This is a genomic window from Methylobacterium frigidaeris, assembly GCF_022179185.1.
Classification (GTDB): Bacteria; Pseudomonadota; Alphaproteobacteria; order Rhizobiales; family Beijerinckiaceae; genus Methylobacterium; species Methylobacterium frigidaeris.
This window is the reverse complement of record NZ_BPQJ01000098.1, coordinates 1-7,199: the sequence shown is the minus strand read 5'-3', so window position 1 is coordinate 7,199 and position 7,199 is coordinate 1. Positions and strand designations below refer to the sequence as shown.

Below are 7,199 nucleotides of genomic sequence, written 5' to 3'. Positions count from 1 at the left end.
CACCTCCACGAACCGGTGAAAACCCTCACGAGTCAAAACATAAGCGCGGCGGTATTATACGATAAGATTTTTGATTGATCGGTTCGCCAACAGCTGGTTCCGTTGCCAAATAAAAATCTCTGTCCTGATGATGCCGTCTGGCACACGCCTCGCGCGTGCCAGACGGCATCGGCTTGCCGAGCCAGCAGCCTGATCAGGCCTCAAGCGTCCCGTTTACGCGCCGCCGCACGGCCAGGGGATTGTCAGCTTGCAAAGCCGCCGGCAGCAGGGCGTCGGGCAGGTCCTGATAGCTAACCGGGCGCAGGAAGCGCGCGATGGCGAGGCTTCCGACCGAGGTCGAGCGTCCGTCGGACGTAGCAGGGTAGGGACCGCCATGCACCATGGCGTGGCCGACCTCGACGCCGGTGCCGAACCCGTTGGCCAGGATGCGCCCGACCTTCGCCTCTAGCACCGGCAGCAGGGCGCGAGCCGCCTCGTGATCCGCCTCGTCGAGATGCAGGGCCGCGGTAAGCTGGCCGTCGAGCCGCGCCAGCACGGCGGCTATTTCGTGCTCGTCACGGCAGCGCACAACCAGGGACGCTGCGCCGAAGACCTCCTCGCCCAAGCGGTGGTCGGCGAGGAAGGCCGAGGAGCTGGTGGCGAACAGGGCGGCGCGCCCTTGGAAGCGATCGCCAGCACGTCCCTCGGCGATCCGCTCGACCTCCGGATGCTCCTCCAGGGCCGCGACGCCGGCGCAATAGGCCCGGTGGATGCCGGGGGTCAGCATCGTGGCGGCGGGGGCCTCCGCCAGGGCGCCGCGGGCACCGGCCAGGAAGGCGTCGAGGCCGTCGCCGTCGACCGCCAGGATCAGGCCGGGATTGGTGCAGAACTGGCCCGCCCCGAGGGTCAGGGCGGCGATGAACGACTTACCGATCGCCTCGCCGCGGGCGGCCAGGGCAGCCGGCAGCAGGATCACCGGGTTGACGCTGCTCATCTCGGCATAGACCGGGATCGGGACCAGGCGGGAGGCGGCCGTGTGCATCAGTGCGGTGCCGCCGGCGCGCGAGCCGGTGAAGCCGACCGCCGCGATGCGCGGATCGGCCACCAGCCCCTGCCCGACGTCGCGGCTGGAGGCGAACAGGAGCGAGAACGTCCCCTCCGGCAGCCCGGATTCCCGCACCGCCTTCTGCACAGCCGTCCCAACGAGCCAGGCGGTGCCGGGATGGGCGGAATGCGCCTTGGCGACGATGGGACAGCCGGCGGCAAGCGCCGAGGCGGTGTCGCCTCCCGCGACCGAGAAGGCGAGGGGAAAGTTCGAGGCGCCGAACACCGCGACCGGGCCGAGGGCGACCATGCGCAGGCGCAGGTCGGGGCGCGGCAGGGGTTTGCGCTCCGGTTGCGCCGGATCGATGCGAGTCTCGAGATAGGAGCCGTCCCGCACGACCTCGGCGAACATCCGGAGCTGGCTGACGGTGCGGCCGCGTTCGCCCTCGAGGCGCGCCCGCGGCAGGCCGGTCTCGGCCATGCAACGCAGGATCAGGTCGTCGCCAAGGTCGAGGATGTTACGGGCGATGGCTTCGAGGAAGTCAGCCCGGACGGTCGGAGACGTCTCGCGGTAGACCGGGAAGGCCTCGGCCGCGAGGGCGCAGGCCCGCTCTAGATCGGCCAGGTGGCGCCGGCAAAGCCGGGTTCCAGCGTCACGCCCGTCGCCGCTTCGATACCGTGGACCGGCCGCTCGGCGCCGATGATTGCGGAGGATCCGATCAGGTTCTCGCCACGAATGTCCATGTGGTCCAATTCCAGGCTGGAGGTATCCACCGCCACGACCGAATGCGGTTCGGCGGTGGCCGGCTTCGCCGGCATCAGTTGTTTTCGTAAAGGGCCCTCAGCGGCCCCAGCGCAGCACGAGGGCGTCGCGCTCGCGCGCAAGTTCGATCAGCCCCGCCCGGGTCGCCGGGTGGACTGGCTCGAGGGGCGCGCGCAAGGCGTCGGAGCGGATGATGCCGCCCTCCTTCATCAGGATCTTTGCCGCGGCCAGCCCGGTCTGGCGGTTCTCGTAGTTGATCAGCGGCAGCCAGCGCTCATAGGCCGCCATCGCGGCCGGACGGTTACCCGCGAAGTACGGATCGAGAACCTGGCGGATGCCGTCGGGATATCCACCGCCCGTCATCGCGCCGGTGGCGCCGGCATCGAGGTCGGCGAGCAGCGTGATCGCCTCCTCGCCGTCCCACGGGCCCTCGATCGCGTCGCCGCCGAGTTCCAGCAGGGTGCGCAGCTTGGCCGCCGCCTGGGCGGTCTCGATCTTAAAGTAGGAGACGTTCCCCACTTCCCGGGCGAGCCGCGCCAGGAAGGCCGCCGAGAGCGCGGTGCCGGAGACCGGCGCGTCCTGGATCATGATCGGGATCGAGATCGCGTCCGAGACCTGGCGGAAGAACCGCTCGATGCCGGCCTCGGTCACCCGGATCGTCGCCCCGTGATAGGGCGGCATGATCATCACCATCGCGGCGCCGAGGTCCTGCGCACGGCGTGAGCGCTCGGCGCAGATATGGGTGGCGAAGTGCGTGGTGGTGACGATCACCGGCACCCGGCCGGCGACGTGCTCCAGCACGGCCGTCATCACCTCCTCGCGCTCGGCGTCGGTGAGGACGAACTGCTCGGAGAAGTTGGCGAGGACGCACAGGCCGTTCGAGCCGGCCTCGATCATGAAGTCGATCGCCCGGCGCTGGCCGTCGAGGTCCAGGGTGCCGTTTTCGTGAAAGATCGTCGGGGCGACGGGGAAGACGCCGCGATAGGAGCGGGACGCTGTCGTCATGGTTGCTCTCTCAGTGGTTGTCGCGCGGCACCGGGGAGCCGGTGCGGCCGACCAGAAAGTCGAGGTCGGCGCCGCGGTCGGCCTGCAGCACGTGGTCGATGTAGAGCTTGGCGTAGCCGCGCTCGGCATGCGGTACTGGGGGCACCCATGCGTCGCGTCGGCGCGCCAGCTCGGCTTCGTCGACGTGCAGGTGCAGCGAGCGGGCGGCGACGTCGAGGGTGATGAGGTCGCCGTTCTGCACGAAGGCGAGCGGCCCGCCGGCGGTCGCCTCGGGCGCAACGTGCAGCACCACGGTGCCGTAGGCAGTGCCGGACATCCGCGCGTCGGAGATCCGCACCATGTCGCGCACGCCCTGGCGCAGCAGCTTCTGGGGGATCGGCATGTTGCCGACCTCGGCCATGCCCGGATAGCCCTTCGGGCCGCAATGCTTGAGCACCATCACGCAGGAGGCGTCGATGTCGAGGTCCTCGTCGTTGACCGCGTGGTGCATCGCCTCGACCGATTCGAACACCACGGCCCGGCCGGTATGGTTCATCAGCTCCGGCGAGGCGGCCGACGGCTTGATGACGGCCCCGTTCGGCGCGAGGTTGCCGGTGAGGATGGCGATGCCGGCCTCGGCCTTGAACGGGGCCTCGAACGGCGTGATGACCTCGCGGTTGTAGCAGGCCGCCGACTGGACGTTCTCCCCGATCGGCCGGCCGTTCACGGTCGGCGCGTCCTTGTGCAGCAGGCCGCGGTCGCTCAGCTCCCGCAGCACCACCGGCAGGCCGCCGGCGTAGTAGAAATCCTCCATCAGGAAGCGGCCCGACGGCATCAGGTCGACGAGGCAGTGCACGTCGCGACCGAGGCGGTCGAAGTCGTCGAGGGTGAGGTCGATCCCGATCCGCCCGGCGATGGCGAGGAGATGCACTACCGCGTTGGTCGAGCCGCCGATCGCCGCGAGCGTGCGGATCGCGTTCTCGAAGGCCGGCCGGGTCAGGATCTTCGACAAGGTCAGGTCCTCGTTAACCATCTCGACGATGCGCCGGCCGGACAGCCGCGCCAGCAGGCTCCGGCGGGCATCGGCGGCGGGGATCGCGGCGTTCTCGGGCAGGCTGACGCCGAGCGCCTCGACCATCGAGGCCATGGTCGAGGCGGTACCCATGGTCATGCAGGAGCCGGCCGATCGGTTCATGCCGGCCTCAGCCTCGTGGAAGTCGCGAAGCGTGACCTCGCCGGCGCGCAGCTGCTCGGACATCGAGATGATGTTGGTACCCGAGCCGATGAGCTGGCCGCGATAGACGCCGCGCAGCTGCGGCCCGCCCGAGACGCCGATGGTCGGGAGATCCGCCGAGGCCGCGCCCATCAGAAGCGCAGGGGTAGTCTTGTCGCAGCCCATCAGCAGCACGACGCCGTCGAGGGGATGCGCCCGGATCGCCTCCTCGACATCCATGGCCGCGAGGTTGCGAAACAGCATCGCGGTCGGTCGCATCGTCACCTCGCCGAGCGAGGAGACCGGGAATTCGAGGGGGTAGCCGCCGGCATCGAGCACGCCCCAGCGGACATGCTCGGCCAGCGCCCGGAAGTGCTGGTTGCAGGGGTTGAGCTCGGACCAGGTATTGCAGATGCCGATCACCGGCCGGCCCTCGAACCGATCGTGCGGCTGGCCCGAGTTCTTCAGGAACGAGCGGTAGTAGAACCCCATCTTGTCCTGCCGGCCGAACCAGGCCTGGCTGCGCAGGGCTTTGCGGCCGTCGCGGGGCGTGTCGTCGTCGTGCGTCATGATCGTCTCGGGGGATCCGGGGGCCGGTTCGTCGGTGACGGTCGAAGGCTCAAGCCTGGGCCGGGTCGTTGCGCCGCTCCAGCTCGACCAGCAGGCCGGAATGGTCGAGGTCGCCGGCATGCTCCAGCAACCCGCGGAACAGCCCGGCGGTGAGCGCGGTGTAGGGGACTTCGGTCAGCTCCAGGCGCTGCCCGGCATCGAGCGCGTTGTCGAGGTCCTTGAGGTGAGTGACCGAGCGGCCGCGGGTGGTGAAGTCCCGCGCGATCATCCGCTCGGCGTGCAGGTCGAGGATCCGGCTCTCGGCAAAGCCGCCGCGCAAGGCCTCGCGCACCTTGGCCGGATCGGCGCCGCCGCGGGCGGCGAGCATCAGGGCCTCGGCCACCGCCCCGATCGTCACCCCGACGATGATCTGGTTGGCGAGCTTGGCGAGCTGGCCGGCGCCGTGCGGCCCGACATGAACCGGACGGCCCATCGTGGCGAGCACGGCCTCGGCCTTCGCGAAGGCCTCAGCCTCACCCCCCGCCATGATGGCGAGGCTGCCGGCTTCGGCCCCGACGGTACCGCCGGAGACCGGCGCGTCGACGTGGGCGACACCGCGCTCGGCCAGGCGGGTGGCGTGGTCTTGCGCCTCTGCCGGCTTGATCGAACTCATATCGACGACGACGGCGCCGGGCGGAATCGCCTCCGCGGTGCCGGAGCCAAACAGCACCTCCTCGACGATGCCGCCGTTCTCCAGCATCAGGACGACGATGTCGGCGCCGCGCACCGCTTCGGCGGGGCTGCCGGCGACCTCGGCGCCCGCGAGCGCCTCGGCCTTGGCGCGGGAGCGGTTCCAGGCGGTGACGCGGTAGCCGGCCCGCAGGATGTTGCGGGCCATCGGGGCGCCCATCAGGCCGGTGCCCAGGAAGGCGATGTGCGGGCTGGAGGTCGTCTTGGTCGCGGGGTCGTGCGCAGTCGTATCGGTCATGGCCATCGTGTCCGTAGTGCGGGGGATCAGGCGAGGCGGCGGGCGCCGCCGAGGCGCTGGACCAGGAGCGTGAGCAGCGGCCAGGCGGCGAGCAGCAGGGCGAGCGTCGTCAGCGTGCCGACGAGCGGGTTCGACCAGAAGATCGCGAGCGAGCCGCGCGACAGGATCATCGACTGGCGGAATGCGTCCTCGGTCTTGTCGCCCAGCACCATCGCGAGCACGAGCGGCGCCAGGGGATAGTCGAGTTTCTTGAACACGTAGCCGCCGATCCCGAAGACCAGCATCAGCCAGAGGTCGAAGGTCGCGCCCGCCACCGTGTAGGCGCCAATGACGCAGACCGCGATGATGACCGGGCCGATGATCGCGAACGGGATCCGCAGGATCGCGGCGAAGAGCGGCACGGTGGCGAGCACCAGCACCACCGCCACGACGTTGCCGAGATACATCGAGGCAATCAGGCCCCAGACGAAGTCGTGCTGGTCGGTGAACAGGGTCGGGCCGGGGGTGAGGCCCCAGATCATCAGCCCGCCCATCATCACCGCCGAGGTCGCCGAGCCCGGGATGCCGAGGGCCAGCATCGGCAGCATCGCCGAGGAGCCGGCGGCGTGGTCGGCGGTCTCGGGCGAGATCACGCCCTCGGGCTCGCCGCGGCCGAAGCCGGCGCGACGGCGCGAGAAGCGCTTGGCGAGGCCGTAGGACATGAACGAGGCCGCGGTCGGCCCGCCCGGGGTGATGCCCATCCAGATCCCGATCACCGCCGAGCGCAGCAGCGCCAGCCAGTAGCGCGGCAGGTCGGCCGCCGCCCGCAGGGTACCGGACAGCGTCACGCGCGCCTTCACGCCGTCGAAGCGCAGGCCTTCCTCCATGGTCAGCAGCAACTCGCCGATGCCGAACAGCCCGATCACCGCGACGAGGAAGCTGACGCCGCGCAGGAGCTCGTTGAGCCCGAAGGTCAGCCGCAGGCTGCCCGAGACCGAATCCATGCCGATCGAGGCGAAGCCGAGACCGAGCGCAATCGCCGTCAGGGTCTTGAACGGCGAGGCGCCGCTGAGGCCGACGAAGCTCGCGAAGGCGAGGAGATAGACGGCGAAGTATTCCGGCGAGGAGAACCGCAGGGCGAACTGCGCGACGTAGCCCGACAGGGCCGTGATCACGACGACGCCGACGAGAGCCCCGAACCCGGCCGATAGGAAGGCGTAGCTCAACGCCTCGGTGGCGCGGCCCTGCTTGGCCATCGGGTAGCCGTCGAAGGTCGTCGCCACCGAGGACGGCTCGCCCGGGATGTTGAACAGGATCGAGGTGGTCGAGCCGCCAAACAGCGCGCCCCAGTACATCGAGGCGAGCAGGATGATGGCCGAGACCGGCTGCATCGTGAAGGTGAGGGGCAGGAGCAGGGTGACGCCGTTCGGGGCGCCGAGGCCGGGTAACACCCCGACCAGGATCCCGAGCAGGACGCCGCAAACCATCAGAACGAGGTGGTAGGCGGTGAACGCCACCCGGAAGCCCTGAATGAGGGATTCGATGTTCGACATCTTTGTGCCTTCGATGGCGGGTTGGGCGGGGGAACGGTCTCTCAGAACGGAAAGCCCGGAGGACCGGGCGTGCCGGATCAATGGAAGCCGAGCTGGTCAGCCCCCATCGGAGTGGTCCGCCCTGAAGTATGGCTTTGAGCCGACGGA

The 7,199-nt window shown here is 69.7% G+C and carries 4 protein-coding genes and 1 pseudogene; all 5 read right to left on the bottom strand.

The window, feature by feature from the left end; translation table 11 throughout:
* Nucleotides 1-193: 193 nt before the first annotated feature.
* Nucleotides 194-1,767 (bottom strand): annotated as a pseudogene (locus MFF64_RS36130) (aldehyde dehydrogenase (NADP(+))).
* Nucleotides 1,768-1,864: 97 nt separating this feature from the next.
* Nucleotides 1,865-2,791, bottom strand: coding sequence for a dihydrodipicolinate synthase family protein (locus MFF64_RS36125; protein ID WP_099899975.1), 927 nt, complete (start codon nt 2,789-2,791; stop codon nt 1,865-1,867).
* Between the two features lie 10 nt (nt 2,792-2,801).
* Nucleotides 2,802-4,553 carry an IlvD/Edd family dehydratase gene (locus tag MFF64_RS36120; protein WP_238193825.1) on the bottom strand — a complete coding sequence of 584 codons (1,752 nt, stop codon included), beginning with the start codon at nt 4,551-4,553 and terminating at the stop codon, nt 2,802-2,804.
* 49 nt (nt 4,554-4,602) lie between these two features.
* Nucleotides 4,603-5,520 (bottom strand): NAD(P)-dependent oxidoreductase, encoded by a 918-nt coding sequence (locus tag MFF64_RS36115; protein WP_099899981.1) that lies wholly within the window; start codon nt 5,518-5,520, stop codon nt 4,603-4,605.
* Nucleotides 5,521-5,546: 26 nt separating this feature from the next.
* A complete protein-coding gene (locus MFF64_RS36110; RefSeq protein ID WP_099899979.1) occupies nt 5,547-7,052 on the bottom strand; it encodes a tripartite tricarboxylate transporter permease in 1,506 nt (501 codons plus the stop codon).
* Between the last annotated feature and the right edge of the window lie 147 nt (nt 7,053-7,199).

What these genes read in the sequence shown, in the direction of transcription:
- MFF64_RS36125 (WP_099899975.1), bottom strand. Translation starts at nt 2,791, where the DNA reads ATGACGACAGCGTCCCGCTCCTATCGCGGCGTCTTCCCCGTCGCCCCG.
- MFF64_RS36120 (WP_238193825.1), bottom strand. Translation starts at nt 4,553, where the DNA reads ATGACGCACGACGACGACACGCCCCGCGACGGCCGCAAAGCCCTGCGC.
- MFF64_RS36115 (WP_099899981.1), bottom strand. Translation starts at nt 5,520, where the DNA reads ATGACCGATACGACTGCGCACGACCCCGCGACCAAGACGACCTCCAGC.
- MFF64_RS36110 (WP_099899979.1), bottom strand. Translation starts at nt 7,052, where the DNA reads ATGTCGAACATCGAATCCCTCATTCAGGGCTTCCGGGTGGCGTTCACC.